Here is a 26127-nt window from a genome sequence, read left to right on the forward strand (position 1 = left end):
CACCTCGACCTATGCACGAACCGGCAAGGCGTGGCGGCTCGTTCAGCACCAGCAGACGCCGATCGATCCCTCGGCAAACCAATCGGGCACGGCACCGCGACAGGAGAACTCAATGGATGAAACCCTTCGGAGCTTTTTCACGCGCTATGAAAGCATGGCAAACCGCGTCCTCGCCCGGGAAATGGATGTAGCCGAGACGACCTTTGCCTTCGCATCCGATTTCATCGCCGCCTCACCGGCGGGCGTCATGGCGGGAAAGAACGACCAGAGCCTCAAAGCCGCGATGGAAAAGGGCTACGCCCGCTATAGGGAAATCGGCACAAGGGAACTGAAGATCCGCGACCTCAAGATAACGCCGATCGATGCGCTGCATTCGCTTGTCCGCGTCGACTGGCGCTCAGTCTATGAGGCGGATGGGCGTCCCGATGTGGTCATCGATTTCGAGGTCCACTATCTTGTCCAGCTGCGCAATGGAGAGCCGAAGATCTTCGGCTGGGTGAGCGGCGACGAAGAGGCCGTGCTCCGGGAACACGGGATCGGCTGAGCGAAACGCCCCTATAGAACGTCGTCTGGCTGCGCGATCCGCTGCCAGCTCCCATCGAGCTGGTTGCGAAACCAGGTCATCTGGCGCTTGGCATATTGCCGCGTCGCCGCCGCTCCGGTTGCGATCACCTCCGCCTGGTTTGTCTCGCCCCTCAGCATGGCGGCGATCTGCTGCACGCCGATCGCCTTCATCACCGGCATCTCCGGCGACAGTTGAAGCGCGAGAAGCGCTTGCACTTCCTGCACCGCACCGCTTGCAAGCATCGCCTCGAAGCGCCGATCGATCCGGCTGTGAAGAAGCGACCGTTCCGGCAGCACCACGAATTTCCCGGCTCGGTCCGGATCGACAACCACCGGGCCACGCATCTGCTGATAAAGACCGATAGGCTTGCCGGTCGCCTCGACGACCTCGAGCGCGCGCACGATCCGTTGCCCGTCCTCGGGCCTCAATTGTGCTGCCGCCTGCGGGTCGCTTCGCTCGAGGTCGGCGTGGAGTGCGGCAGCGCCTTCTAGCTTCAGCCGTTCTCGCAACCGCTCCCGGACCGCCGGCGGAATATCGGGCATGTCCGCTAGCCCACCGGTGAGAGCCTTGAAATAAAGGCCGGTGCCGCCGACGAAAACGGGCAACCTGCCCTCGCCGCGCAGCCTCGCGGCCAATGCCTTGGCGTCCCGCAGCCACGCGCCGGTGGAATAGAGACGCCCCGCCGGCACATGGCCGTAGAGAAAATGTGCGATGCCGCCCATATCGGATTCATCTGGACGCGCGGTCAGCACCTTCAGCGTGTCATAGACCTGCATGCTATCGGCATTGACAACCACGCCGCCGTGACGCTGGGCGAGTTTCACCGCAAGCGCGGACTTGCCGCTGGCGGTCGGCCCGGTTATCAGGATCGCGTCCAGATCTCGTTCAAGGTTTTTCATCATGGCTCTCGTTGCCACGCTTATCGCCAATCCGTCAAATCCCGTCCTCACCCCTGCTCTGGCTGAGGCGGCGGCCGCAGCCGTTGAGGCATTCGGGCTTTACTGGCTGGCCGATGGCGTTGCCTGCGACATCGCGCTCAAGGACGGCACGGATCCAATCGAAGCCGAAGCGCGGCTGCGGGCCACGGTGGATGGAGCTGCCATCGATGTCGCCGTGCAGGACGCCGAAAGCCGCCGCAAGAAATTTCTCATCGCCGATATGGACTCGACCATGATCGGCCAGGAATGCATCGACGAACTCGCCGCGGAAGTCGGCCTCAAGGAAAAGGTCGCCGCGATCACGGCCCGCGCCATGAACGGCGAGATCGCCTTCGAACCGGCGCTGATCGAGCGCGTCGCGCTTCTGAAAGGTCTACCCGCCACGGTCGTCGCCGAGGTGATTGCCAAGCGTATCACGCTCACCCCCGGCGGGCGCGAACTGATTGCCACCATGAAGGCGAAGGGTCACTACACGGCACTCGTTTCCGGCGGCTTCACCGTCTTCACCGGCCCGATCGCCGAAAAGCTCGGTTTCGACGAGAACCGTGCCAACGTACTCATCGAAGACGGCGGAATGCTGACCGGCGACGTTGCCCGACCGATCCTGGGCAAGCAGGCCAAGGTCGACGCCCTCATCGACATCACCGAACGGCTCGGCATCTCGACAGCCGACGCCATCGCCGTCGGCGACGGCGCCAACGATCTCGGCATGCTGCAGCTCGCCGGCAGCGGCGTGGCGCTGCACGCCAAACCGGTCGTCGCCGAACAGGCGAATATCCGCATCGATCATGGCGATCTCACCGCCCTTCTCTATCTCCAGGGCTACCGCAAGACGGATTTCGTGATGTGATCATCTGCGAAACGCCGCGCCTTATCATCCGCAACTGGCGCGAGGGCGATCGCGATCTCTTCGCCGAGATCAACAGCGATCCGAAGGTGATGGAATTTTTTCCGTTTCGACGTGACCGGGCGGCGGCCGATGCGCTGTTCGACCGCAATGCCGGCACCATCGCCGAGACGGGCTTCGGCTTCTTCGCGCTTGCGCTGCGCGACATTGACGTGCCGATCGGCTTCTGCGGGCTGGCCCGCACCCATCTTGAGCCGCATCTGCCCGACGGCGCAGTCGAAATCGGCTGGCGCCTTGCCGTTTCCCATTGGGGCAAGGGCTATGTCACCGAGGCGGCGCTGGCGCTTCTCGACCATGGTTTCGGTGAAAGGAACCTAAGCGAAATCGTCTCCTTCGCGGTGGCGACGAATGCCCGGTCCATCGCCGTGATGAGGCGCATCGGCATGCGGCCGGACCCTTCTCGCGACTTCGATCATCCGGGCGTGCCCAAGACGCATCAGCATCTACGGCGCCACCTGCTTTACGCGATCACAGCGGACGATTGGAGGCTGGGTGCAAAGACGTCGACCTGATTTCCAGCGCCCTCTCCGGCGGGCTCGATGCCTACGCCTCGCTACTCCATCCGCACGGTCACGAAGCGCAGCTCCCCGGTCTTGCTGGCGATCATCAGCAATGCATTGCGGCGGCCGTCGGCCTTCAGCTCGCCGACGCGTGAGGTGACGTCTTCCGGGGAGTCCATTGCCTCCTGGCCGACCTCGACAATGACGTCTCCCGCCTCGACGCGACGCTCGGCGGCAGGCGAGTTCGGCTGAACCTCGGTCACGACAACACCGTTAACGTTCTCGGCGATTCCAAAGCTCTTGCGGCGATCGGCGTCGAGCACCGCAAGCTTCATGCCGAGGACGACGTCCGTCGCCGGCAGGGTGGCGGCCGGCGGCTCGCTCGGCTTGGCGCTCTCGTTTTTCAGTTCCCCGCCACTTCCGGCGGCCGCCAGGTGTTCGCCATCCTCAAGCCGGCCGAGCGTCACGCGCACCGTCTGCTCCTTGCCGTCGCGGATGACCACGACCTCGACCGCTTTGCCGACCGGGCTTTCTCCGACCGCGCGCATCAGATCGCGCATTTCGCCGATCACGGTTCCGTCGAACCGGATAATGATGTCGCCCGCCTTGATCTCGCCATGCGAAATTGGACCGCCCTCGATGATGCCGGAAACCAGCGCCCCGTGCGGCATGTCCATCTTCAGGCTCTCGGCGATATCGTCGGTGACCGGCTGAATACGCACGCCAAGCCAGCCGCGCCGCGTCTCGCCGAATTCCTTGAGCTGGTTGACGACGTTCATCGCAAGCTCCGTCGGCACTGCAAAGCCGATGCCGACCGACATGCCGGTCTGAGAAAGGATCGCAGTGTTGATGCCGATCACCTCACCCTGCATGTTGAACAGGGGGCCGCCGGAATTGCCGCGGTTAATCGCGGCATCCGTCTGGATGAAGCTGTCATAGGGACCGGCATTGATGTTGCGGCCGCGCGCCGAAACCACACCGACAGAGACCGACACGCCGAGCCCGAAGGGATTGCCGACGACCATTACCCAATCGCCGATCCTGATCTTCCGTGAGTCGCCGAAGGACACCGCCTTGAGTGGCTTCTTCGGCTCGACTTTCAACACCGCCAGGTCGGTCTTGGCATCGGTGCCGACCAGCTTCGCCTTCAACCTGGTGCCGTCCGAGAGGTTGATCTCGATATCGTCGGCGTCCTGGATCACGTGGTTGTTGGTGACGATATAGCCGGACGCATCGATGATGAAGCCGGAACCAAGTGAGTTGACCGTGCGCGGGCGTCCGCCCTCGCCGCGTTGCCCCTTGAAGAATTCGTCGAAGAACTCCTGATGCGGCGAGCCCTCGGGCACCTGCGGCATCGGTGCGTTGTCATCTTCACCCTTGACGTTCTGCGAGATGGAGATGTTCACCACAGCGTCGAGCAGGTTTGCAGCGAGATCGGCGACGGAGGGGGGCCCGGCGGCGGGGCTGGGCAGCGCCGTTTCGGCAAGCGCCGAGTTGGAAAAGAGCAATGCCGTCGCAGCCGCCAGCAACAGGCTGCGGAGGATTTCAGGTCGTTTCGACAAGTCGCTGTGCTCCTATGATTCCCTTGCATCACGCCGATCACCGGCTCTGGCGGTCCGCGATCACTGCGTGAGCCATTCATCCGTTTTGGCGAATTATACCACTGCCGCAAGGCGTTGCGGCGGCTGCTTGGCGCAGCAAACGATCTTCTTCTGAAGATACGGCGGATTTCCGGAGCGTCCAGACACGATTTCCTGATTTCGCTGGGATCACGTCGTGATTTCGTGACCGTGCTCCTTCAGCGCCTGCACCGCCTTGTCGAGATCGGAGCCGGCAACGAAGATATAATCGGTACTAAAGGTCGAATTGGCGAAGACGCCAACACCGGCTGCCGAAAGCGGACGAAGCACCGAAGACAGGACACCCGGCACGGAGAAGCTGAAATGCTGTTCTATGCGGAAGCAGCGCCAGCCGAGCGAGCTCTGGACACTGGAAGGAATGCGGGCGGCGCGGCAGACGAGCGTCATTTCCTCGCGCGAACTCGAAACCGTCCAGAACCCCGGCCCGGGCAGCCACTCCGGAACAGCGGACCCGATCGTCAGGCGGGTAATCGCATATTCGGCATCGACCAACCGGATCAGGAGTTTATGTGGCATTTCGCATTATCCTCGAAGCAACCAAACAAGTCCGACGCCAACGGCCACCGATGTGAGTCCGGCAAGGCGCAGCTGATGTTCCGGGACATACGGCAAACGCTTCGCCAATTCCACAAGAACCAAAGGGGCCAGTGCGTACACCAGCCCCTCGATGATCAGGAAAAATGCGAACCCGGTCAAAAGATCGGACATCGTCCGCTCAATCTCCGGTCGCAGGCGCCACCGGCGCGGCCGGCGATAGCGGCGGCGCTGCCCCGTCCGCGCTGTTGAAATACCGGAAGAATTCCGAGTGTGGCGACAGCACGACGGTTGTATCCGGATTTCCGATCGATTGCGTGTAAGCTGCCATCGAGCGGTAGAATTCGAAGAAGCCCGGATCGCGCGTGAAGGCGTCCGCAAAGATGCCGGTCCGCTCGGCCTCGCCCTCGCCTCGAAGGATTTCCGAATCACGCTGTGCTTCCGCGACGATCTCCACCACCTGGCGATCGGCAATCGCGCGACGACGCTGGCCTTCTTCGTTGCCGCGCGCGCGGATCAGTTCGGCTTCCGCCAGACGCTCCGCCTTCATGCGGTCATAGGTCTGCTGCGAGACCTCCTGGGTCAAATCCGTCCGGCGGATGCGCACGTCCTCGATGTTGAGGCCCAGCGATTCTGCGTCGCCCCTGAGATCGGTCCGAACCTCGCGCATCATCGATGCGCGCTCGTCCGAAAGCGCCGCCTCGAACCCCCTCAGGCCGTAGACACGGCGCAGCGACGCATCGAGACGGGTGCGAAGCCGCGCTTCGGCAGATTCGCGGTCGCCGGAAACAGTTTCGCGGAAGCGGCGTGGGTCGGCGATCCTGTAGACCACGAAGGCATCCACCTCGTAGAACTTGCCGCCGGATACCTGCACGCGGATATTGTCGAGATCGAAGCGGAGTGCCTGGTCCTCGACATATTGGACGCGGTCCGCATCCATGAAGGCGAAGGGCAGCTTGAAATAGAGGCCCGGTTCGGTCTTCACGTCCCGGATTTCGCCGAAGCGAACGACGATCGCCTGCTGGCGCTCATTGACCACGAACACCGACGAGTAGACGACGACCAAGACCGCTGCGAGAACGATGAGAATGATTGAGCTGCGATTGTTTATCATTGGGTACCTCCCGACTGCGCGGGTCTGCCGATTTCGTTGAGCGGCAGATAGGGCAGCACGCCCTGGCCGTTCTTCTCATCGAGAATGACCTTCTTCGACTTGCCGAGAACATCCTGCATGGTTTCGAGATAGAGCCGCCGGCGCGTGACCTCAGGCGCCTTGGTATAGGCGTCATAGACCGAAATGAACCGCTGCGCCTCACCCTGGGCTTCCTTGACGACACGGTCCTTGTAGGCGGCCGCCTCTTCGCGGATCTGCGCTCCCTGGCCGCGGGCCTTGCCGAGCACCTGGTTGGCGTACTGGTTGGCTTCCTCGACGAAACGGTCCTCGTCCTGCTCGGCGCGCTGCACTTCATCGAACGCGTCGGCCACCTCGCGCGGCGGCGCGGCGTCCTCGATCGCGACCGTGTTCACCGAGATGCCGGCACCGTAGGTGTCCATGGTTGCCTGGATCGTGTTCTTGACGTCTGCGGCGATCGCCTGGCGATTGTCGCGGAAGATGTCCTGCGCGGGGCGCCGTCCGACGACCTCGCGCATGGCGCTTTCGGCCACCTGCTGCAGCGTGTCGGCCGGATTCTCGACGTTGAAGAGATACGACTTCGGATCCGTGACCGCGAACAGCACGGAGAATTGCACGTTGACGATATTCTGGTCACCGGTCAGCATCAGGCCCGCGCTCGACTGCGCGCCGACGCGGCTGCCGATATTGAGTTGCTGCTCCGTCACCTTGACGATCTCGACAGTCTCCAGCGGCCAGAAATGATAGTGCAGGCCGGGCATGGAGATTTCTTCCTTCGGCTTGCCGAAGCGCATCTCGACGCCGCGTTCGTCCGGCTGAACGGTGTAGATCGAATTGAGCAGGAGGAAACCGAGGATCAACAGGCCGACAATGACGAAGACGCCGCCGTTGAAGCCGCCCGGAACCACGTTCTTCAACTGATCCTGGCCGCGACGGATGATCTCTTCCAGATCCGGCGGCCCACCTCGGCCGCCGCGTGGCTTATTTCCCTGACCCCATGGCCCTTGATTGCCGCCGCCACCCCATGGGCCGCCGCCGCCATTCTGATTGCTCCAGGGCATCAAAACCTCTCTTCAAAGAATATTCTCTCGCTGAACGTCCCGCAGATATGCGGCCGGTCACGACGTGGTCCCGTTATAGGTATCATGTGCATTGCTTTCAACGCGATACGGGCGACTTCACCGTAAAGTGCTAAAAATAGTTGACGGCTTCCCGGCGCGATGGGAAAGGAACGAAGCGGTCATGTGCCTCGGCCCCGCCTTCGGCTATTTTGCCAGTGTTTCGTGGCGCCGCCACGTGACAAAATGCATCGCATGACTGTCCTTCTCTCCACGCGGCAGATCCTCCTCGAAGACTTTCTCGAAAGACACCGGATCAATCGGTGGAAAGCGGGTGTCGCCCTCCACCGCCGCCTGCACCTCGGTCACATGCAGCACGTCGGCGAGATCGATCGACTGCCGGTAAATCTCCCCCCCGCCAATGATGCAGATTTCGTCGGCGCCGAGCGCCGCGGCATGCGCCCGCGCCTTTTCGAGCGCTTCCTGGAGTGACGAGGCAACCTCGGCTCCGGCAGCCGTAAAATTCGGGTCGCGGCTGACGACGATGTTCGGCCGGCCGGGCAGCGGACGACCGAGCGACGCCCAGGTCTTTCTTCCCATGACAACCGGCTTGCCGATCGTCAGCGCCTTGAAACGCTTGAGATCCGTCGAGAGCCGCCACGGCAGGTCGCCCTCGCGCCCGATCACACCATTGGTCGCGACCGCCACGACGATGACGATCTTTGGATCCGGTCTTGCATCAGTCATGGAAACCACTCGGTTTGCTGTCGATTTCGCGGGCCCGCTGCAGCGCCGGACGGTCGGTCACGACGCGGATGTAACGATCGATGACGTCGCTTTCCGGCAGGATCTTGCGCATCCATTGCAGGGCGCTGGCGAGCAGCAGGTCGGCTGCACTCATCTTCTCGCCAATGAGATAGGGATGCCGCGTCAATACGTCGATCACATGCGCGCACATCTCGGTATAAAGGCGCGCAAGCGCCGGGTTGTTGACCGTAACACCGGACATATGGGCGAGCGCTGTCGGCTCGATCACCCCGGCATAATAGGCCAGCCAGGAGAGGTATGCGCCACGATCGGGATGGCCGGGCGGCCGACCGAGGCTGCAATCGGGGTAGAGATCGGTCAGATATTGCACGACCGCGGCCGACTCCCAGACCAGCGTGCCGTCGTGCAGGAGTGCCGGCACCTGTTTGTGGGGATGCGGATTGTTCTCGTCCGGACCACCGGATCCGTCCCAACGACAAATATTGACGTAGCGGATCTCGTATTCCGCCCCGAGTTCCTCGAGCAGCCATATGATCCGCGACGAGCGCGACAAGGGCGCATGGATCAGCGTCAGCATCAAAACCTCCCGTCCCGCCGGTCGTTGCCGGTCTTTTCGAAGCATGGTCGGGTCGATCGGCCGGCCATGCTTATTCGAATGACATAGGGCCGCCGCCGGAAAATCCACACCGGCTCTCCGGCTTGGCGGATCAGACCGCGACAGGCGCTTTTATATGTGAATCGGCTTCGTAGCCGACGAGCGTAAAGTCTTCGAACTTGAAGGAAAATATGTCATTGACCGCCGGATTGATCTTCATCCTCGGCAACGCCTTGGGCGTCCTCGTCAGCTGCAGCCGCGCCTGATCGAAGTGGTTGTGGTAGATATGCGCGTCGCCGAGCGTGTGTACGAAGTCTCCGGGCTTCAGCCCCGTCACCTGCGCCACCATCATCGTCAGCAAGGCATAGGATGCGATGTTGAATGGGACGCCCAGGAAGATGTCGCCGGATCGCTGATAGAGCTGGCAGGAAAGCTTGCCGTCCGCCACGTAGAACTGGAACAGGCAATGGCAGGGCGGCAGCGCCATTTCGTCGACGAGCGCCGGGTTCCATGCCGAGACGATGTGCCGGCGCGAATTCGGATTGGTCTTCAGCGCCTCGACCAGCCCGGCGATCTGGTCGATGTGACCACCGGCGGGCGCCGGCCAGGATCGCCACTGGTAACCATAGACGGGCCCGAGCTCGCCCTTTTCATCCGCCCATTCGTCCCAGATGCTGACGCCGTTTTCCTTGAGGTAGGTGATGTTCGTCTCGCCTCTCAGAAACCACAGGAGTTCGTGGATGATCGACCGCAGGTGCAGCTTCTTGGTCGTCAGCACCGGAAAGCCTTCAGACAGATCGAAGCGCATCTGGTAACCGAACACCGAGCGCGTGCCGGTGCCCGTACGGTCGCCGCGGTCGCTGCCGTTGCTCATTACATGGTCGAGAAGCTCGAGATATTGCCGCATGGTCTTTCGCCGCCGATTCGTCCTTCGCTGAAAATAGGACGAAGCGGGCGCCGAACCAATGCCGCGGCGACGGTTTTCCAGCGATTTGGCGGAACGCCGACATCGATGCTTATCCGCCTCATTTCCCCTTCCAACCCCTTTTCTTCAGCGCCGGAAAGACCTATATGACAAATGCCGTCTTCGGGCGGCTATGGCAATAAACGGGCGATGCAATAAACCCATTGGACCCGGGGGCGGTACCCGGCGCCTCCACCAAAAACCGGTCGAACGACCGGCTTTTGATGGGGGCGAAATAGGATCGACAAGGGCGTAAAGATCGACTTTTTGCTCGGCATTGTACCACCGTTATCGGGCTAAACTTATAGTTGCAAACGACAACTATGCTGAAGCACGTCTCGCTGCCTAACGGCGGTGCGACACTTCAAATCAAGTCCTTCCGGGTAGCACCGTAAGGCGGGGTCCGAAGGCACCTGGCAACAGAAGCCTTCACCTTCTCCCCTGTGCTGAAATGGTCTATAGATGCCTCGATAATTGACTCGTCCCGATTGGACGGGCAAGGAAGACGAGACACGGCGAGGGCAATCGCCCGACTGCCGACAGCCCGAATAGGGCATTGAATTGCTGTATGAAACGCGATTTCGATCCGAGCCATCATGCGGTAGAGTGAGTTTGAAGAAAGACGGGGATCACATGGGCCAGGACCACATCCGCTACGACATTCTGGCGCAGGACGCGCTTCGCGGCGTCATCCGCAAGGTGCTCACCGAAGTTGCCGCCACCGGCCATTTACCCGGTGACCACCATTTCTTCATCACTTTCCTGACCGGGGCCCCTGGCGTACGTGTCTCGCAGCATCTCAAGGCGAAGTATCCGGAACAGATGACGATCGTCGTCCAGCATCAGTTCTGGGACCTGAAGGTTTCCGAGACTGGTTTCGAAATCGGCCTCTCCTTCTCCGATACGCCGGAGAAGCTGGTGATCCCCTTCAATGCGGTCCGTGGCTTCTACGATCCGTCCGTTAATTTCGAGCTCGAATTCGATGTCGCCGCCGGCGAGGACGAAGATTCGGAATCGGCGGAGATAACCGCCTATCCGATCAGCGAAGCCGATGAGGCATCATCGCAGAAGAGCCCGGAAAAGCCGGGCGACAGCCCAAAGGGCGGCGGCTCGGTTGTCTCGCTCGATTCCTTCCGCAAGAAGAACTGACCGTGGAGGCGTGGCGGTGACCGGCGACGTCGTCAACCTGCGACAGTTCCGCAAGCGCCAGGCCCGTGCCGAGCGGGAGAAGGAGGCCGAACAGAACCGGATTTCCTTCGGCCGGACCAAGATGGAAAAGTCCCTCACAACGGCCCTGAACGAAAAGGCGTCCAAGGCGCATGACCAGGGCCGATTGGAGGAGGCTGTGCCTCGAACACCGGCCCGTGACGGGGAAGACGCCTGAACCGATCCGGGAAAAAACGATTCCCCCACAAGGACTTGGTAAAGGCTCCGGAATCGGATTGCCAACGCGTTGGATCGACTTGTGAGGCCAGGGATGATCGCCAAGCATTCGGCGACGCTGCACGGACACCGCACCAGCTTCACGCTTGAAGACCCCTTTTGGCAGGAACTGAAGTCGATCGCCGAGAGCCGCGACATGCCGCTCGCACGCTTGATCGCGGAGATCGACGACGGCCGCGGTCCCGAGGGAAATCTGTCCTCCGCATTGCGGCTTTACGTGCTTGCTTGGGTCAAGGCCCAGGCAAGTAGCGCCGGCTGAGCCAGCCCCGCGGCGGGCCATCTGCAAACGCGGTGACTTTTCGGCCTACCGCACCGTAATGTCGGGCAACATGTCGAAATTCAGCCCCTGCCCCGCCGGCGGCCCCGCATTCTGCCCGGCGGGCGGCGGCGCGTTGCGCTGGACGTCCTCGGCGGGCGCTCCTTGAGGCTGCGTTGCGCTGCCCGGCGACAGTTGCAGCAGACGCTGGCGTTCCTCTTCGGCCGCACGGCGCTCAGCGGCGGCCCGCGCCGCCTCGGCCTTCATCTGCGCTGCCTGCACCGCCGCCGCCTGACGTCGGCGTTCTTCGACGATCGCGCGCCGCCGCTGGAGTTCACGCTCTGCCGCACGCGCCTTGTAGAGCGCGGCCTCACGGCGCAGGCGCTGCTTTTCAAGAACGTTTGCCTGCAGCGTCTCCACCCGCCGGCGCTCTCGTTCGTAAGCGCGAAGCGACAGGAAATTGGCTAGGTCAGTGACATCCACGCTGACACCCGGCGCCTCGATAAGCCCCGCATAGCCGAAGCGCACCCGCGGTTCAGCCCCGGCAAGCGCCTCTTCGCCCGGCCGGAAGGTGAGATCGATGGCGCCGTTCAGGCGTTCGGCTGGAAGGTCGAAGGCGACCTCGCCGGAGAAAGCGGCGTTGCCGTCCGCCGCCGTTACGTTCTGCGCCCTGACGGTACCGCCGGCAATGCTGAAGGGCACCTTGACCGCGCCGACGACCGATTGTCCGCTGAACAGAACCCCTTCGGCGACTTTACGGACGGCGTCCGGCGAAATCTCGGTCTTCATCGCATCGGCCGCCGCCATCAGTTGCGGCAGCGCCGCCGTATTGATGCCATTGAGCGTCACACCATTGAACGTCGCCGTTCCCGAGCCGCTTATCGAGCTTGCCATTGCCTTCGGCGTAGCACCGGACGCTTCCATCGCGATGGAAAGGTCGAAACGACCGGTCGCCACGGGCCCGTTCTGCCGAGCCCATCCGGCCGCGGCCAGATCGCCGCCCTTCAGGTCGAACCGCGAGCGGAGGAAACCCGAACCGTTCGCGTTGCCGATTTGCAGCCGTCCCTCGAGCTTGCCTCCCAACCAGTCTCCGGCCGCTTCGGTCAAGGCGAGCTCGTCGCCCTTCCATTCGAGCTTGCCGCTGAAACCGGCCGCCTCGCCATAGAGGCCCGGCCAGAAGTGCTTCGCCGCGATGTCGAGAGCGACATCCAGGCCCGTCCAGGCCGGCTGTACCACCGGCGCCGTCGACAACCCGCCGACCGATGCATCCTTTACCTGCCCGAGGATCCCTTCGCCGAGCCAGGCGAGATCGATCGTATCGAGCGTCAGCTCGCCTCGCGCCGTGCCCGTGGCCTTGCGGTCGATCGTCAGTGCCCCGGCAAAACCGTTGTGATCGGCCTTGCCCTCTATGGCCGAGAACGCGATCTTCTCCGGGTCGGAAGCGAAGTCGGCCGACAGCTTTACCGGCAACCCGCTGCCCGTCTGCGGCAATGCGATGCCCTGCAGCAAGAGATAGGGCTCGAGATCTTCCGTCTGCAGCGTCAGCTTGCCCTGCCCCTCGAGATAGTGATCGCGCGAAAGGTCGACGTTACCCTTGGCGGCAAGCTGCGTCTTCTCGGTCGTGAAGGTCAGCGACCCGTTCGCCTGCGAACCTTCCGTGCTCTGCAGCTTGACGGCGAGAATCCCGTTGGCGTCCGCATCGAACGGCAGCGGGTCGAGCCCGGCCTGCCCGAGAAGAACGGGGGTCTGCGGATTCTCGAGCGTAGCCTCGAGCAGCATGCCCTTGCCGGCAAGCGCCTGGGCAACGTCAGGTGCCTGGTAGCTGGCGGCTATCTTGCCGCCGTTGGCGGTGCCGATCACGCCGAAGGTGAAGGGGGCGTTGCCCTCGTTGCCGCCCGCCGTCAACGTCATATCGAGGGCCGCGTCGGAATAGTAAGGCCCAGCCTTGATCAGCCTCGCCAGGGCCGGGTGGGCGATCGTGTGCCGCCCGACCAATTCGAGGAACGGCGTCAACGCTTCGGCGGCAAGTTTCATCTTCGCCGAAATCACCGGCTTTTCGAAACCGCCGCTCATGCGACCGGAAAAGGCGAGCTGGGCGCCGGAGAGATCGCCGATTGCCACCCGCTCGGCCTGCAACTGGCCGTTCTTCAGCGTCAGGACCGCCTGCACGTCGTGTGCCTCCTCCCCGAAGGCGGAAAATGACTCGGCGGACAATTCGGCAGCGATCGCGTGGTTGAGCAAGGTTGCGGTCGATGCGTCGCCGGCAACGAGACCGGCCAGCGCCTGCAAGGCCTCCAGGTCGATGCGGTTGCCCTTGAGCTGCAGCGACAGCGACGGCTGCTGCTCGGCAAAGGACTGGCGCTCCAGCCTGCCCTTGAGCGTCGCCGGACCTGCCGCCACCTCCAACTTTTCGAATTGTTGCAAGGTGTCGGTGAGGTTCACGGTCGCGGCAAAGCCTGCGGTCTTCAACTTACGGATGACGGGATCGACCGAACCCGCCAGCCAGTTGGCAAGACCCGAGGGCTGGTTCGAGGCAACGACGATGTCGCCGCGAAATGCGCGCTGGCCTTTGAGATTCAGCCGCCCCTTGGCTTCGAGCTGGGTGCGGCCGGGCAGCAGCGCAACCGCGTTCTCGACGATCCAGCCGGCGCCGTCGGGTCTGACATCGAGACGTACGTCGCGCACTGTCGTATCGCCGATCACGATCGCCGGAAGCTTCAGGCTCGCACGGCCGGGCACCTGCGGGATGGGAATGTCCGCCGCAATAGCCATCATCGTTTCCACCCGCTGGCGCAGTGATACTGCCGGGTCGCGACCGGTCTTGCCGCCTCGGCCGGAATTGCCGATGCGGCTGACATCGATCTGCTGCCCGTCGGCGATCAGCAGGAACTTCTGGTCCTTGCCGGTGTCGAGTGTCGCCTCGCCGGTGACGATATAGGGATCGTCCGACGGGCCGGCCTCGAAATGATACTCGGGGACACGGATGCTTTCATTCGTGAGCTGGAACGCGCCATTGATGCGCAGCGCGCCGCCGGCCTTGGCCTCGTCGGCCGGCCGATTTTCCGTCAGCGTGAACCGGCCCGCATAAAGCGGCCTGAAATCGACGACCTTGAGCTCGCCATCGAGTTCGACGCCGAAGGGTCGCTTGTCCGGCGTCAGTCGCGCCCGCAGGCTGAGCGCGCCTTGCTCATTTGCCGCGTTGCTCGTGAAGGAGAAGCTGCCCGCCTCGCCATCGAGCGCGGCGCGGCCCTCAACCTTCCAGGGACCCGCCAGCGAACGCGCCGACAGGTCGGCGGAAAGGTCGCTGATGCGGCGCGTCCGCCCGGTCTGCTCGTCGACGAATTCGATCTCGCCGTCGGCGATCTCGACATTTTCGAGCACCACGGTGTTGGCCGGGATCGCCGCGCGCGGACCGCGCGCCCAATCGAGCGTACCATCCGGCTGTAGCCGGAGTCGCGCCTTGGGCCGCTCGAGGCGCATGTCGAAGATCAGCGCCTCGCCGCTGAGAAACGGTGCAAGCTCGGCACTCATCGAGAACTGGGCGACCTGGATCAGCGGCTCTCCGCCGTCTTCGGCGCCCACCCGCACGTCGTTGAGCGTCACCGTCGGGAAGGGAATGAGCCGCGCATCGACGCTGCCGTGCACGACCACGGGCTTGCCCATGATGCGGCTCGCCTCGCGCTCGAAATCGGTGCGGAAGTCGGTCCAGTCGATGAACAAAGGTGCGATCAGCGCCACGAAGAGAGCGACAACCAACAGGCCGCCAATGGTTACGAAAATTCGCGCCAGCACCGTGTCACATTCCCATCTGTTCCGTACGCGCCCCTCTTGCGGGCTCCAGTCTGTCCGCCGGCATCACGTAAAGATCTTGCCCGGATTGAAGATATTCTCCGGATCGAGCGAGCGTTTGATCCGCCGCATCAGGTCGAGCGCCTCGCCGAACTCTGTTTCCAGGAACGGCATCTTGCCCTGCCCGATCCCGTGCTCCCCCGTACAAGTACCATCCATCGACAGTGCGCGGCTATTCAGCCGTTCGACGAAGGCCTCGACGCGTGCAACATCGGCAGGATCCTGGTCGTCGAAAAGCACGCCGACGTGAAAATTGCCGTCGCCCGCATGGCCGACGATCGGGGCAATCAGCCCGTGCTCGGCGATGTCGTCATGCGTCGCCGCCACGCAATCGGCAAGACGCGAGATCGGCACGCAGACGTCGGTCGCCAGGATTGCGGCGCCGGGTTTGAGGCTCTTTTGCGCCCAATAGGCGTTGTGCCGCGCCTTCCAGAGCCGCGCCCGCTCTTCCGGGTTGGTCGTCCAGACGAAACCAGTAGACCCGAATTCCGACGCTATTTCGGCGAACTGCCGCGATTGCAGTTCGACGCTTGCGGCGCTGCCATGAAACTCGACGAAGAGCGTCGGCGTTTCCGCATAACTCAATCCGGAATAGGCATTGCAGGCTTTCATCTGGACTGCGTCGAGAAGTTCGATGCGCGCGACCGGAATGCCCGACTGAATTGTCAGGATAACTGCGTTGCAGGCATCCGCGATCGTCGGGAACGGGCAGACGCCGCCGGAAATCACCTCGGGTATGCCATGCAGTCGCAGCGTGACCGAGGTGATGATCCCAAGCGTCCCTTCCGCCCCGACGAAGAGCCGAGTGAGATCGTAGCCGGCCGAGGATTTGCGGGCCCGGTGAGCGGTCCTGACCTCTCGTCCCCCGGCAACCACCGCCGTCACCGCAAGCACGTTCTCCTTCATCGTGCCGTAACGCACGGCGTTGGTCCCGGATGCGCGCGTCGAGGCCATGCCGCCGATCGAGGCGTTTGCGCCCGGATCGATCGGGAAGAAGAGGCCGGTGTCGCGCAGATAGGTATTCAATTCCTCACGGGTCACACCCGGTTCGACGGTGCAGTCGAGATCCTCGGCATTGACCGAAAGGACGCGGTTCATCCGCGTCATATCGACCGATATGCCGCCGTGAGGCGCGTTGACGTGGCCTTCGAGCGATGACCCCGTGCCGAAGGCGATGAGCGGCACGCGATGCGCCGATGCGAGTTCGACGATCTCGCGGACTTCACCGGCACTTTCGGGAAAAATGACCGCGTCCGGAAGCTGCGCGGGGATGTAGGTCGTCGTGTTGGCGTGCTGGGCCCGGATCGCCTCCCCGGTCTGGAACCGATCGCCGAACCGTTCGCCGAGGAGCGTCTTGGCGGTCGCAATTCCGCTTTCGTTTCTCGGCCCCGCCTTGATCGCTTTCAACGCCACGACATGTCCCTTCCCATGCGACGTACGCCCTGACAAACGCTATGTCGCAACGTTTTGAACGCACATACAATCTATCCTCAATTCGATGCCGAATTAAGGAATTATGCGGTCGCGAATGCGGAGATCTCCGGCCGCATTCGCCCGCCTAGCGAGACGCGATCGAGACGATCACGGGCCACCGGTGCCTGTCTGGATCCGGCCGTTCCCCGGAGGACGCCCGAGCGACCTCCCGGCGGCCAGCGCCCACCGTCGATGGCGAAGCGCTTTCATTTCAAGGCGCTACTGTGCAAATCGGAATCGGTTTGTCCAGACGTTACGTCATTGCATGAGGTTCACGCACGCGAAATCACCGGCGCTGATACCGGCCTGTCACAAACCTCGCGCAGGGCGGACAATGGAGGACGGCCGATCAGCCTATAATGCAGCTTTTGTTTGCGAGCCCTTCGGGTATCATGTCTGAAAACGGGAGAGCGTCTGATGTTCGGCCTGCTCGCTTTACTCACGGCATCCGTCTTCTTCGGCGCCGCCATCTATATCAACATTGCAGAACAACCGGCCCGGCTTCGCCTCGATCATCGCGCCGCCCTCGCGGAATGGGGCCCGGCCTATCGTCGCGGCTTCGAGATGCAGGCGTCCCTCGCGATCATATCCGGCCTCCTCGGCGCTGCCGCCTGGTGGCAGAGCGGCAACGCCCTCTGGGGCCTCGGCGCGGCCGTCATCATCCTGAACTGGCCCTATACCCTGATGCTGATCATGCCGATCACCAACCGCCTGGAGAAGACCCCGCCGGACCAGGCGAGCGAAGAGACCCGCGAGCTCATCATGCGCTGGGGCAAGCTCCATGCAGGGCGAAGCGCCCTCGGCGCGGTCGCAGCGGTGATCTTTCTCATCGCCGCTGCCGACGGAATGTCGAGCTGATACTTCCGCGTCGGGCGCGCGTCGGCTGCGCCACCGCCCTCACCCTGCCTTTGGCGAACCTTCGACCACCACGGCCGCATCCATTTCCTCGTGCAGCTTGCGCTCCTCGTCCGCATGCGGCTTGGTGAAGCGGGCGATGACGAGATAGGCGACAGGGGTCAGGTAAAGCGTCACGACCACCGCAAGCCCGAGGCCGCCGACGAGCACCCAGCCGAGTGCGATACGCGCCTCCGCCCCTGCCCCGCTCGCCAGCACCAAGGGAAGTGCACCGACGATCGTTGCGATCATCGTCATCATCACCGGCCTGAGCCGGATATTGGCGGCATTCTCGATGGCGCTGCGCACCTCCTGGCCGCGGTCGCGCAGCTGGTTGGCGAATTCGACGATCAGGATGCCGTTCTTCGCCATGATGCCGACCAGCATGACGAGGCCGATCTGGCTGTAGATGTTCAGCGTGTTGCCGGTCATGATCATCGCGAACACGGCGCAGGCGAGGCCGAGCGGCACGGTCGACATGATGATGATGCCGCTGACGAAGCTTTCGAACTGCGCCGCCAGCACCAGGAAGATGATGACGATCGCGAAGCCGAAGGTGATGAAAAGCCCGCTGGCATTCTCATCGAGCGTCGCGGCCTCCGCCAGCGGCATGATACGCGATCCCGGCGGCAGCAGCGGCTCGGCCATGTCTTCCACCATCGTCAGCGCCTCGCCGAGTGCCAGGTCGGATTTCAGGCCGGCCGACAGCGAGACGGCACGCAGCTGCGACTCGCGCGCCAGCTGCGGCGCCACGGCCTTTTCCTCGATCGAGGCGATCGACGACATCGGCACGATCCGGCCATCGCCGGCCTTGACGAAGATGTTCTGAAGGTCGGTCGGGTCGTTCAGCGGCGTGGTCGAGGAGAGCAGCTTGACCGGATAGGCCTCGCCCTCGACGAAGATATCGACGACGCTGCTGCCGTCGAGCATCGCCTGCATCGCCCAGGAAAGGGCACTGATGTCGACGCCGAGATCGGAGGCGCGCTCGCGGTCGATCGTCACCGACAGTTGCGCCTGGTTGGCCTCGTAGTTCAGCCGAACGTTCTCGAAGCGGCCGGTATCTTCCATCGCCCGCACGAGCTTCAACGCCGCATCGCCGAGTTTGGTGTAGTCGTTGCCGACCAGTGCCACCTGAAGACCGCTGCCCGCGCCGCGAATGCCGAGGCTGTTGGCCTGGATGGTGAAGGCGCGCAGCGAAGGGACCTTGGCGGTCACCTTGTTGATGTCGGCGACGATCTGCTGCTGGGTGCGGTCCCGCTGTTCCCAGGAAGCGAGCGTTAGCACCATGAAGCCGCTATTGGCCGAGCCGCCCTGGCCGGAAATCGAGAACACATTGGTTATCTCGCCGGATTTGACCAGCGGCTGCAAGCCATCCTCGATGCGGCGCATCTGTGCCTGCGTATATTCGAGGGAGACGCCCTGCGGCGCGTTGATCCTCAGCATCACCTGCGACCTGTCCTCGTTCGGCGTCAGCTCCGACTTCAGCGTCATGAACCCCGCCGCCCCGGCCACCGTGAAGAAGGCGGCGACAGTGAAGACGACGAGCGGCGCATTGAGGCAGGCGCGGAGCGTCACGCGGTAGAAGCCGGCGGCACGCTGGCCGAAGCGCGCCATCGGGCCCTGATGCGCATGCGCCTCGCTGGTCAGCATGCGCGAGGCGAGCATCGGGCAGAGCGTCAGCGAGACGAAGGAGGACAGCAGGATCGAAAAGGCGAGCACGAAGCCGAACTCGCGGAAAAGCCCGCCTGTCTGCCCGGGCAGGAAGGAGAGCGGCACGAAGACGGCCGCCAGCGTCGCAGTGGTCGCCAGAACGGCGAAGAAGACCTCGAGCGTACCATGCACGGCGGCGGCACGAGGGCCCAAGCCCTCCGCTCGGCGGCGCACGATATTCTCCAGCACGACGATCGCATCGTCGACGACGAGGCCGGTCGCCAGCACGATCGCAAGCAGCGTCAGGATGTTGATCGAAAAGCCGGCGAGATAGATCGCCGCCACCGTGCCGATCAGCGCGATCGGCATGCTGATCGTCGGGATCAGCGTCGCCCGCCAATCGAGCAGGAAGAGATAAATGACGAGCGTGACGATGAAGACGGCGACGACGAGCGCAATCTCCACCTCGTGGATAGCGCCATTGATGAACACCGCATCGTCGCTGGTGATCTTGAGCTCGGTGCCCGGCGGCAGGATGTCCGTGGAGATCGTATCGACCACCTTGCGAACGCCTTCGGAAATATCGACGGTGTTCGACTGGGCCTGGCGGATGATGCCGAGGCCGATGCCCTGGCGGCCATTGGAGCGCAGTGCCGAACTCCCCGTATCCGGACCGAGCGTCACCGTCGCCACGTCGCGTAGCCGGACATTGCTGCCGAGGATCAGGTTCTCGAACTGCTCGGGCGTCTGCAGGTCCGCGGTCGCGCGGACCGAGATGTCCTGGCTGGCGCTCGTCAGCGAGCCGGCGGGCACGTCGTAGGAGGCATTCGCCAGCGCTTCGCGCAGATTGGCGACGGTGACGCCGCGCCCGGCGAGCTTCGCCTGGTTGAGATCGATGCGGAAGATCTTCTCCTGGTCGCCATAGACGGTGACATCGGCGACGCCCTCGACCGCCGCTAGCCGGTCGCTAATCTCGTTCTCGACCAAGAGCGTCATGTCTTCCATCGACATGGTATCGGAGGTGAGTGCCAGGCGCATGATGGGCTGGCTGTCGGAATCGGCCTTGACGATGCGCGGCTCCTCCGCGTCGTCCGGCAGTTGACCGCTGATCCGGCCGAGCGCATCGCGGATATCGTTTGCCGCCTGGCCGATGTCGGTCGTGTCGGAAAATTCGAGCGTGACGCGGCTGCGGCCGAAGGACGATGACGAGGAGATGCCCTTGATGCCCTGGACGCGCGACACCGCGCCTTCGATGATTGACGTCACCTCGCGGTCGATCGTCTCCGGCGAAGCACCCTCGAACTCCGTCGTCACCGATATGACCGGCTGGTCGACCTGCGGCAGTTCGCGGATCTCGATGCCGTTCCAGGCAGCAAGACCCGCGACGACAATCAGCATGTTGACCACCAGCGCGAAGATCGGCCGGCGGATGAAGAGCGCGGTGAAGCCTGTCTTTCCGCCCTGGCCGCCGGGCGAACTGCCGTGGTGACCGCCAATGCCGATGTTCATTGCGCGTCCCCCGCCACCTTTTGCTCGCGTTCGGACCCCGCCTCGCCGGCGACACGCACGGCACCGCCATCGCGCAACCGCTGTACACCCTCGGTAACGATGCGGTCGCCCTCGGCGATCTGCGCCTCGACCAGCACCTTGTCGGGATTGCGCTGGATGATCTTGATCGGCACCCGCTCGCTCTTGTCGCCGCTGACGCGCCAGATATAGGACCCTTCCGAGCTCCACTGGACCGACAGTGGATCGACGGTCGGATAACGATCGCCGTCGAAGGTCATCATGACGGAAAAGGACATGCCGGCGCGCAGCATGTCGTCCGGATTTTCGAGCCGCGCCCGTACCCGGAGCGTCCGGCTTGCCTGATCGAGACGGTTGTCGATCGCATGGATGGCACCGGTGAGCTGGCGGCCGGCCTGCGCCACCGCATTCGCCGTGACCGGCTGCCCGACGGAAATCTTGCTGGCAAAGCGTTCCGGTACCCAGAAATCGACCAGGATCTGCGACCGGTCGTCGACGACGGCAATCGGCGTCGACGTGGTGACATAATCGCCGACATTGATGGTGATGATGCCGACAATGCCCTTCGAGGGCGCCACGATGTCGCGCCGCTTCAGATCGAGCTCAGCCGTTCTCAGCGCCAGTTCGGCCGCCTGCATGGCGATCTCTGCGTCGCGGATCTCGACCGCAGTCACCGCGCGCGCCGTTCCGAGGTTGCGGTAGCGCTCGACCTTTTCCGAGGCGCTGTCGCGCGTCAGCCTCGCCTGTTCGGCAGCAATCATCTGCTCGTCGCTGTCAAGCCGCGCGATCACCTGGCCCTCCTCGATCCGATCACCGGATTTTACCAGGATTTCCGTGAGGTTGCCCGTGGAAGCCGGCGTCACGGTCACCGAACGGATCGCCTCGCCATTGCCGATGGCGTTCAGCCTGTTGTTGACGATGGCGCTTTCAGCCGGCCTGACGACCACCAGCGCCGCGTCCGAGAAGCCGCGCCCACCTTCTCCGCGCCCGCCGTTGCGCCGTCCGCCGCCTGCTCCTCCGCCGCTCTCGGATCCCGACAGCGCATCGATCAGCGGATGCGAAACACCGATTGCCCCCAGCGTTTCTCCCGCTCCGGGGGCAAAGCGCACCCAGGCGGCGCCCCCGACGACGAGAACGACGAGGCTGACCGCCAGTTGCTTCAAAAAGCGCATTCATGTCTCCGAATAAGATACGCGCTCCAGCGCGGCGCGTACCGGCGGAACGTTCCGAGTTGTCCAGAGTATCGTTATTTGCGCGCGTTCGGGCAATCTCGGAACACCATCATTACGCATTTGTAATGAAAGCAGAATTTGTTGACCGCATCATGGCGCGACCGCACGCCGGCGCTGGACGATCCCTGTTTACAGCCGCCGCGGCTCGGCTATTCTGTCCATGAAACCGGACGTTGAAACGCGGGAGAGGCACATGTGCGATGCATGCGTGATCGAATCGGTAAAACAGCAGATGTTGTCGCGGCGCGGCTTCTTCCGTGCCGCCGCGGTTGGAACGGCGGGCGCCGCGGCCGCCGGCATCGGGGTAGCGTCGCCGGCCCTCGCTGCCGGCCATGCGAACGTCACCGACCTTACCCATGAACTCCATGAAGAGTTTCCGACTTTCTTCGGCCAGCAGCAGTTCTTCCGCGAGCAGAAGTTCAACTTCGCCGAACACACCTTCAACCTGTTCGAGCTCCGGGTGAACGAACATACCGGCACGCATGTCGACGCGCCGCTGCATTTCTCCGCCGACGGCCTGTCGGTGGCCGAGCTGCCGGTCGAAAAACTCGTCGTGCCGCTCTGCGTCGTCGACATTCGCGAGAAGGCCGGGGCCAACCCCGATGCGCAGGTCACGCCGGACGACATCAAGGCGTGGATCGCCGCCAATGGCGACATCCCGGAAAATGCCTGCGTCGCGATGCTTTCCGGCTGGGCCGACCATGTCGTCACGGAAAAGTTCCGCAATGCCGATGGCGAAGGCAAGCTGCACTTCCCGGGTTTCCATGTCGAAGCCGCCAAGTTCCTGCTCGAGGAGACGAAGGCAGCCGGCATCGCCGTCGACACGCTCTCCCTCGACCATGGCATTTCACCGGATTTCGCCACCCATCGCGCCTGGCTGCCGGAGGGGCGCTGGGGGCTGGAGGCCGCGGCCAATCTCGACAAGCTTCCGGCCAAGGGCGCAACGCTCGTCCTCGGCGCGCCGAAGCACCGCGGCGGCACCGGTGGTCCGGCGCGCGTCTTCGCCCTCGTTTAGGAACCGCGATAAAGGAGCACCATGAGCACCGTCACCCCGCCGCTCGATCCGGAAACCGACCCGCGCGTCAAGGCGGTATTCGACGACATACGCGCCACGCGGAAATCGGACTTCATCAACAATATGTGGCTCTGGCTCGCCTTCGATCCGGATCTGCTGGAGCGCACTTGGGCGGAGGCCAAGGCGGTGATGGCGACGCCCTCGGCGCTCGATCCGCTGGTGAAGGAGATGCTCTATATCGCCGTCTCCGTCACCAATGGCTGCGGCTATTGCATCCATTCGCACACGGCGGCCGCCAAGGCGAAGGGCATGAGCGAGGCCGAGCACGCCGATCTGCTGCGCGTCATTTCGCTCGCCGCCAAGACCAACCAGCTGGCGACGGCGCTGCAGGTTCCCGTCGATCCTGTCTTCGACGCGACGCTCCACCGACAGCAGATCAAATTGCAGTCCTAAAACACCAGTCTTTCCACAGGCTTGCCCAGATCCGTCGAGACTCCGGAATAAAAGAAGAACATCCTTTCTGGCCTTTCGGTCCCGAATCACTACATTGGGCCGCATGAGCAAAGGTTTCGACGACATTCCCTTCTTCGATGAGGAGCCGGCGCCGCGCAAACCTGCGCCTGCCGCCGGCGGCATCGCCGCGCGCGCCATGGCCGCCCGCGACAAGGCGCAGCGGCCGGACTATCTCTCCGGTCTCAACCCGGAACAGCGAGAAGCTGTGGAAACGCTGGATGGCCCGGTCCTGGTGCTTGCCGGCGCCGGCACCGGCAAGACGCGGGTGCTCACCACCCGCATCGCCCATATCCTGTCGGCCGGCCGCGCCTACCCGTCGCAGATCCTCGCAGTGACCTTCACCAACAAGGCGGCGCGCGAGATGAAGGAGCGCATCGGCGTGCTCGTCGGCCATGCGGTCGAAGGCATGCCCTGGCTCGGCACCTTCCACTCGATCGGCGTCAAGCTCCTGCGCCGCCATGCCGAACTCGTCGGCCTGAGGTCCGATTTCACCATCCTCGATACCGACGACGTCGTGCGCCTGATCAAGCAGCTCATCCAGGCCGAGGGCCTCGACGACAAGCGCTGGCCGGCCAAGCAGTTCGCCGGGATGATCGACACCTGGAAGAACAAGGGCCTCGACCCGGCGCAGATACCCGAGGGAGACGCCCGCGCCTTCGCCAACGGCAAGGGCCGGGAGCTCTACGCCGCCTACCAGAACCGGCTGCTGACGCTGAACGCCTGCGACTTCGGCGACCTGCTGCTGCATCCGATCCGCATGTTCCGCGCCAACCCGGACGTGCTCAAGGACTATCACGACAAGTTCCGCTATATCCTCGTCGACGAGTATCAGGATACCAACACGGCGCAATATATGTGGCTGCGGCTTCTGGCGCAGCGGCCGCAAGCTGCCCGGGAAAAAGACCCCTCCCCAACCCCTCCCCACGAGGGGGAGGGGCAGGAGCGTGTGGCCGCCTCCGGCACCCAATCGGAACACAGAAATGAACGCCAGTCGGCGCGGCAATCTAGCCCCTCCCCCTTGTGGGGAGGGGTTGGGGAGGGGAAATCCCGCAGCACGACCGAGGCGAAACCCCATGTCAACATCTGCTGCGTCGGCGACGACGACCAGTCGATCTACGGCTGGCGCGGTGCCGAGGTCGATAATATTCTCCGCTTCGAGAAGGATTTTCCCGGCGCCAAGGTCATTAAGCTCGAGCGCAACTACCGCTCGACCGAGCATATCCTCGGTGCCGCCGCCCATCTGATCGCCCACAACGAGGGCCGGCTTGGCAAGACGCTCTTCACCGAGCGCAGTCACCCGGACGACGAGAAGGTGCATGTCCATGCGGCCTGGGATTCCGAAGAGGAAGCCCGCGCCGTCGGCGAGGAGATCGAACAGCTCCAGCGCCAGAAGCACAATCTGAACGACATGGCGATCCTGGTGCGCGCCTCCTTCCAGATGCGCGAATTCGAAGACCGCTTCGTCACGCTCGGCCTCAATTATCGCGTCATCGGCGGGCCGCGCTTCTACGAGCGCCTCGAAATCCGCGACGCCATGGCCTATTTCCGCCTCGTCTGCCAGCCGGCCGATGACCTCGCCTTCGAGCGCATCATCAACACGCCGAAACGCGGGCTGGGCGACACGACCGTTCGCAACCTACACGATTATGCCCGCGCCCGCGATGTCCCGATGCTGGCCGCCGCTACCGAGATCATCGAAACCGACGAGCTGAAGCCGAAGGCGCGCAAGGCGCTCTTCGACGTCGTCACCGATTTCCGCCGCTGGCAGACGCTGCTCGAAACGACGCCGCATACGGAGCTTGCCGAGCAGATCCTCGACGAAAGCGGCTACACGGCGATGTGGCAGGCGGACAAGTCGGCCGAGGCGCCGGGACGGCTTGAAAACCTCAAGGAACTTATCCGCTCGATGGAGGCCTTCGAGTCGATGCGCGGTTTCCTCGAGCATGTCGCGCTCGTCATGGATGTCGAGCAGAACGAGGACATGGATGCCGTGTCGATTATGACCCTGCATTCCGCTAAGGGCCTGGAATTCGACACCGTCTTCCTGCCTGGCTGGGAGGAAGGCCTCTTTCCGCATCAGCGCGCTCTCGACGAGGGCGGCCGCGCCGGCCTCGAGGAGGAGCGCCGCCTCGCCTATGTCGGCATCACCCGGGCCAAGCGCCGCTGCCATATCTGGTTCGTCTCGAACCGCCGCATCCATGGCCTCTGGCAGTCGACGATGCCGTCGCGCTTCCTCGACGAGTTGCCGATCGACCATGTCGAAGTCGCCGAGCAGGACGTCTCCTATGGCGGCTACAATCGCGGCGGTTACGGTCAATCGCGCTTCGACAAGGCCGACCCATTCGAAAACACCTACCAGACGCCCGGCTGGAAACGCGCTCAGCAGCATCGCACGGACGCCACCCGCGACAACTGGGGCAGCCGCTCCGGCCATGCCGTCGAGCGCATCGGCTACGGTGAATCAGGCCCCCGAACCCGCACCATCGAGGGCGAGTTGATCGCCAAGTCGACGACCGCAGAACCCTCGCGCTTCAGTGTCGGCGACCGCGTCTTCCACCTCAAATTCGGCAACGGCAACATTGCCGCGATCGAAGGCAACAAGCTGACGATCGATTTCGACCGCGCCGGCCAGAAGCGAGTGCTGGATGGCTTTGTGGAAAGGGTGTGAGGGAAA

Annotated in this window: 23 protein-coding genes and 1 other RNA gene; 11 read left to right on the forward strand and 13 right to left on the reverse strand. The window is 63.5% G+C overall.

Translation table 11 applies throughout. The features are described from left to right. The first annotated feature begins 112 nt into the window (after window positions 1–112). On the forward strand, window positions 113–544 hold the full coding sequence (locus RHIBR816_RS38965) for a hypothetical protein (protein WP_026186494.1): 432 nt from the start codon (window positions 113–115) through the stop codon (window positions 542–544). An 11-nt stretch (window positions 545–555) separates the two neighbouring features. On the opposite strand, the gene miaA is transcribed toward RHIBR816_RS38965, so the two are convergent. Then, window positions 556–1467, reverse strand: a complete 912-nt coding sequence (miaA, locus tag RHIBR816_RS0100225; protein ID WP_018234516.1) for a tRNA (adenosine(37)-N6)-dimethylallyltransferase MiaA — start codon at window positions 1465–1467, stop codon at window positions 556–558. Here miaA and serB point away from each other — a divergent pair. Both serB and RHIBR816_RS0100235 read left to right on the forward strand, forming a co-directional pair. Continuing rightward, window positions 1466–2353 (forward strand): phosphoserine phosphatase SerB, encoded by an 888-nt coding sequence (gene serB / locus RHIBR816_RS0100230; protein ID WP_018234517.1) that lies wholly within the window; start codon window positions 1466–1468, stop codon window positions 2351–2353. The genes miaA and serB overlap by 2 nt on opposite strands. Next, a complete protein-coding gene (locus RHIBR816_RS0100235) occupies window positions 2350–2922 on the forward strand; it encodes a GNAT family N-acetyltransferase (RefSeq protein WP_018234518.1) in 573 nt (190 codons plus the stop codon). The genes serB and RHIBR816_RS0100235 overlap by 4 nt, the downstream gene beginning before the upstream one ends. Window positions 2923–2963: 41 nt before the next feature. Here RHIBR816_RS0100235 and RHIBR816_RS0100240 read toward each other — a convergent pair whose 3' ends face one another. The 8 genes from RHIBR816_RS0100240 to RHIBR816_RS0100275 all read right to left on the reverse strand — a co-directional run bounded on the left by RHIBR816_RS0100240 (window position 2964) and on the right by RHIBR816_RS0100275 (window position 9544). Further along, window positions 2964–4472, reverse strand: a complete 1509-nt coding sequence (locus RHIBR816_RS0100240) for a Do family serine endopeptidase (RefSeq protein WP_026186495.1) — start codon at window positions 4470–4472, stop codon at window positions 2964–2966. 207 nt (window positions 4473–4679) lie between these two features. Then, the gene (locus RHIBR816_RS0100245) at window positions 4680–5066 is read right to left on the reverse strand and encodes an ACT domain-containing protein (protein ID WP_018234520.1); all 387 of its coding nucleotides are present in this window, start codon (window positions 5064–5066) and stop codon (window positions 4680–4682) included. A 6-nt stretch (window positions 5067–5072) separates the two neighbouring features. Further along, window positions 5073–5258: a DUF2065 domain-containing protein gene (locus tag RHIBR816_RS0100250; protein ID WP_012708553.1), complete on the reverse strand. Its 186-nt coding sequence runs from the start codon at window positions 5256–5258 to the stop codon at window positions 5073–5075. 7 nt (window positions 5259–5265) lie between these two features. Then, window positions 5266–6198 carry a protease modulator HflC gene (gene hflC / locus RHIBR816_RS0100255; protein WP_018234521.1) on the reverse strand — a complete coding sequence of 311 codons (933 nt, stop codon included), beginning with the start codon at window positions 6196–6198 and terminating at the stop codon, window positions 5266–5268. Beyond that, window positions 6195–7277 carry an FtsH protease activity modulator HflK gene (gene hflK / locus RHIBR816_RS0100260; protein ID WP_018234522.1) on the reverse strand — a complete coding sequence of 361 codons (1083 nt, stop codon included), beginning with the start codon at window positions 7275–7277 and terminating at the stop codon, window positions 6195–6197. The genes hflC and hflK overlap by 4 nt, the downstream gene beginning before the upstream one ends. A 204-nt stretch (window positions 7278–7481) precedes the next feature. Further along, window positions 7482–8021, reverse strand: coding sequence for a dihydrofolate reductase (locus tag RHIBR816_RS0100265; RefSeq protein WP_018234523.1), 540 nt, complete (start codon window positions 8019–8021; stop codon window positions 7482–7484). Next, the gene (locus RHIBR816_RS0100270; protein ID WP_018234524.1) at window positions 8014–8619 is read right to left on the reverse strand and encodes a glutathione S-transferase family protein; all 606 of its coding nucleotides are present in this window, start codon (window positions 8617–8619) and stop codon (window positions 8014–8016) included. The genes RHIBR816_RS0100265 and RHIBR816_RS0100270 overlap by 8 nt, the downstream gene beginning before the upstream one ends. Before the next feature lie 130 nt (window positions 8620–8749). Further along, a complete protein-coding gene (locus tag RHIBR816_RS0100275; protein ID WP_018234525.1) occupies window positions 8750–9544 on the reverse strand; it encodes a thymidylate synthase in 795 nt (264 codons plus the stop codon). Between the two features lie 134 nt (window positions 9545–9678). Between RHIBR816_RS0100275 and ssrA the strand changes: the two genes are divergently transcribed. From ssrA to RHIBR816_RS0100290, 4 genes are all read left to right on the forward strand, one after another. Next, window positions 9679–10035: a transfer-messenger RNA gene (gene ssrA / locus RHIBR816_RS35475) on the forward strand. A 199-nt stretch (window positions 10036–10234) separates the two neighbouring features. Next, window positions 10235–10750, forward strand: coding sequence for an SspB family protein (locus tag RHIBR816_RS0100280; protein WP_018234526.1), 516 nt, complete (start codon window positions 10235–10237; stop codon window positions 10748–10750). Window positions 10751–10766: 16 nt separating this feature from the next. Beyond that, a complete protein-coding gene (locus tag RHIBR816_RS0100285) occupies window positions 10767–10985 on the forward strand; it encodes a DUF4169 family protein (protein ID WP_018234527.1) in 219 nt (72 codons plus the stop codon). A gap of 93 nt (window positions 10986–11078) precedes the next feature. Next, window positions 11079–11303: a ribbon-helix-helix domain-containing protein gene (locus tag RHIBR816_RS0100290; RefSeq protein WP_018234528.1), complete on the forward strand. Its 225-nt coding sequence runs from the start codon at window positions 11079–11081 to the stop codon at window positions 11301–11303. Window positions 11304–11348: 45 nt separating this feature from the next. Here RHIBR816_RS0100290 and RHIBR816_RS0100295 read toward each other — a convergent pair whose 3' ends face one another. After that, the gene (locus RHIBR816_RS0100295; protein ID WP_018234529.1) at window positions 11349–15092 is read right to left on the reverse strand and encodes an AsmA-like C-terminal region-containing protein; all 3744 of its coding nucleotides are present in this window, start codon (window positions 15090–15092) and stop codon (window positions 11349–11351) included. 63 nt (window positions 15093–15155) lie between these two features. After that, a complete protein-coding gene (locus RHIBR816_RS0100300) occupies window positions 15156–16562 on the reverse strand; it encodes an FAD-binding oxidoreductase (RefSeq protein WP_026186496.1) in 1407 nt (468 codons plus the stop codon). 477 nt (window positions 16563–17039) lie between these two features. On the opposite strand from RHIBR816_RS0100300, the gene RHIBR816_RS0100305 reads away from it, so the two are divergent. Then, on the forward strand, window positions 17040–17480 hold the full coding sequence (locus RHIBR816_RS0100305; protein WP_018234531.1) for a DUF1772 domain-containing protein: 441 nt from the start codon (window positions 17040–17042) through the stop codon (window positions 17478–17480). Between the two features lie 39 nt (window positions 17481–17519). Here the strand turns inward: RHIBR816_RS0100305 and RHIBR816_RS0100310 are convergent, their stop codons facing one another. Both RHIBR816_RS0100310 and RHIBR816_RS0100315 read right to left on the reverse strand, forming a co-directional pair. Continuing rightward, on the reverse strand, window positions 17520–20675 hold the full coding sequence (locus RHIBR816_RS0100310; RefSeq protein WP_018234532.1) for an efflux RND transporter permease subunit: 3156 nt from the start codon (window positions 20673–20675) through the stop codon (window positions 17520–17522). Continuing rightward, window positions 20672–21865 (reverse strand): efflux RND transporter periplasmic adaptor subunit, encoded by a 1194-nt coding sequence (locus RHIBR816_RS0100315; protein WP_018234533.1) that lies wholly within the window; start codon window positions 21863–21865, stop codon window positions 20672–20674. The genes RHIBR816_RS0100310 and RHIBR816_RS0100315 overlap by 4 nt, the downstream gene beginning before the upstream one ends. A gap of 253 nt (window positions 21866–22118) precedes the next feature. On the opposite strand from RHIBR816_RS0100315, the gene RHIBR816_RS0100320 reads away from it, so the two are divergent. From RHIBR816_RS0100320 to RHIBR816_RS0100330, 3 genes are all read left to right on the forward strand, one after another. Continuing rightward, on the forward strand, window positions 22119–22940 hold the full coding sequence (locus RHIBR816_RS0100320) for a cyclase family protein (protein WP_018234534.1): 822 nt from the start codon (window positions 22119–22121) through the stop codon (window positions 22938–22940). 21 nt (window positions 22941–22961) lie between these two features. After that, window positions 22962–23393 (forward strand): carboxymuconolactone decarboxylase family protein, encoded by a 432-nt coding sequence (locus RHIBR816_RS0100325; RefSeq protein ID WP_018234535.1) that lies wholly within the window; start codon window positions 22962–22964, stop codon window positions 23391–23393. A gap of 103 nt (window positions 23394–23496) precedes the next feature. Further along, complete coding sequence (locus RHIBR816_RS0100330; RefSeq protein ID WP_018234536.1) at window positions 23497–26121, forward strand: ATP-dependent helicase; 2625 nt, start codon at window positions 23497–23499, stop codon at window positions 26119–26121. The last annotated feature ends 6 nt before the right edge of the window (window positions 26122–26127 follow it).

This window comes from Ensifer sp. BR816 (genome assembly GCF_000378985.1).
Taxonomy (GTDB): Bacteria; Pseudomonadota; Alphaproteobacteria; order Rhizobiales; family Rhizobiaceae; genus Sinorhizobium.

Excerpts from the sequence above, each read along its gene's own strand:
- RHIBR816_RS38965 (WP_026186494.1), top strand. The coding sequence starts at position 113 with ATGGATGAAACCCTTCGGAGCTTTTTCACGCGCTATGAAAGCATGGCA.
- serB (WP_018234517.1), top strand. The coding sequence starts at position 1,466 with ATGGCTCTCGTTGCCACGCTTATCGCCAATCCGTCAAATCCCGTCCTC.
- miaA (WP_018234516.1), bottom strand. The coding sequence starts at position 1,467 with ATGATGAAAAACCTTGAACGAGATCTGGACGCGATCCTGATAACCGGG.
- RHIBR816_RS0100245 (WP_018234520.1), bottom strand. The coding sequence starts at position 5,066 with ATGCCACATAAACTCCTGATCCGGTTGGTCGATGCCGAATATGCGATT.
- RHIBR816_RS0100250 (WP_012708553.1), bottom strand. The coding sequence starts at position 5,258 with ATGTCCGATCTTTTGACCGGGTTCGCATTTTTCCTGATCATCGAGGGG.
- hflC (WP_018234521.1), bottom strand. The coding sequence starts at position 6,198 with ATGATAAACAATCGCAGCTCAATCATTCTCATCGTTCTCGCAGCGGTC.
- hflK (WP_018234522.1), bottom strand. The coding sequence starts at position 7,277 with ATGCCCTGGAGCAATCAGAATGGCGGCGGCGGCCCATGGGGTGGCGGC.
- RHIBR816_RS0100265 (WP_018234523.1), bottom strand. The coding sequence starts at position 8,021 with ATGACTGATGCAAGACCGGATCCAAAGATCGTCATCGTCGTGGCGGTC.
- RHIBR816_RS0100270 (WP_018234524.1), bottom strand. The coding sequence starts at position 8,619 with ATGCTGACGCTGATCCATGCGCCCTTGTCGCGCTCGTCGCGGATCATA.
- RHIBR816_RS0100275 (WP_018234525.1), bottom strand. The coding sequence starts at position 9,544 with ATGCGGCAATATCTCGAGCTTCTCGACCATGTAATGAGCAACGGCAGC.
- RHIBR816_RS0100280 (WP_018234526.1), top strand. The coding sequence starts at position 10,235 with ATGGGCCAGGACCACATCCGCTACGACATTCTGGCGCAGGACGCGCTT.
- RHIBR816_RS0100290 (WP_018234528.1), top strand. The coding sequence starts at position 11,079 with ATGATCGCCAAGCATTCGGCGACGCTGCACGGACACCGCACCAGCTTC.
- RHIBR816_RS0100305 (WP_018234531.1), top strand. The coding sequence starts at position 17,040 with ATGTTCGGCCTGCTCGCTTTACTCACGGCATCCGTCTTCTTCGGCGCC.
- RHIBR816_RS0100310 (WP_018234532.1), bottom strand. The coding sequence starts at position 20,675 with ATGAACATCGGCATTGGCGGTCACCACGGCAGTTCGCCCGGCGGCCAG.
- RHIBR816_RS0100315 (WP_018234533.1), bottom strand. The coding sequence starts at position 21,865 with ATGCGCTTTTTGAAGCAACTGGCGGTCAGCCTCGTCGTTCTCGTCGTC.
- RHIBR816_RS0100320 (WP_018234534.1), top strand. The coding sequence starts at position 22,119 with ATGTGCGATGCATGCGTGATCGAATCGGTAAAACAGCAGATGTTGTCG.
- RHIBR816_RS0100325 (WP_018234535.1), top strand. The coding sequence starts at position 22,962 with ATGAGCACCGTCACCCCGCCGCTCGATCCGGAAACCGACCCGCGCGTC.
- RHIBR816_RS0100330 (WP_018234536.1), top strand. The coding sequence starts at position 23,497 with ATGAGCAAAGGTTTCGACGACATTCCCTTCTTCGATGAGGAGCCGGCG.